This is a genomic window from Streptomyces sp. NRRL F-5126 (assembly GCF_000721265.1).
In the GTDB taxonomy this organism is placed as follows: domain Bacteria; phylum Actinomycetota; class Actinomycetes; order Streptomycetales; family Streptomycetaceae; genus Streptomyces.
The window spans coordinates 1-499 of record NZ_JOFZ01000071.1 but is presented as its reverse complement, the minus strand read 5'-3'; the positions used below and the strand labels follow the sequence as shown (position 1 = coordinate 499).

Annotated in this window: 1 protein-coding gene; it reads right to left on the bottom strand. The window is 69.9% G+C overall.

Annotated features, from left to right (window positions below):
- On the bottom strand, positions 1-499 hold a 499-nt coding region (locus tag IH48_RS33935), incomplete at both ends, for a polyketide synthase dehydratase domain-containing protein (RefSeq protein WP_037844070.1).

Below are 499 nucleotides of genomic sequence, written 5' to 3'. Positions count from 1 at the left end.
GTCCTCGGGGAGGGTGATGTCGGCGTAGGTGTGGTGGTCGTCGTGCCATGCGGCGGTGAGGCCCTGGAAGGTGGGGCCGTAGGTGTAGCCGTGCTCGGCGAGGAGGGGGTAGGCGTCGTCCACGTCGATCGCCGTGGCGTTGGCCGGCGGCCACACGGTCAGGTCGACCCCGGGGTCTGTTGGTGTGGTGGTGGTGAGGGTGGCGGTGGCGTGGGTGGTCCAGGGGGTGGTGGTGTCGGGTGTGGTGGTGTGGGGGCGGGTGCGGATGGTGAGGGTGCGTCGTCCGTCGTGGGGTGGGGTGAGGGTGGCCTGGAGATCCAGCGGGGAGCCACTCAAGAGCATAGGTGTGTGGAGGGTGAGTTCTTCGAGGTGGGGGTGGCTGGTGTGGTGGCCGGTGTGCAGGGCGAGGTCGACGAATGCCGTCCCCGGGAGGAGCGGCGTGCCTGCTATGGCGTGGTCGGTGAGCCAGGGGTGGGTCTGGGTGGAGAGGGTTCCGGTG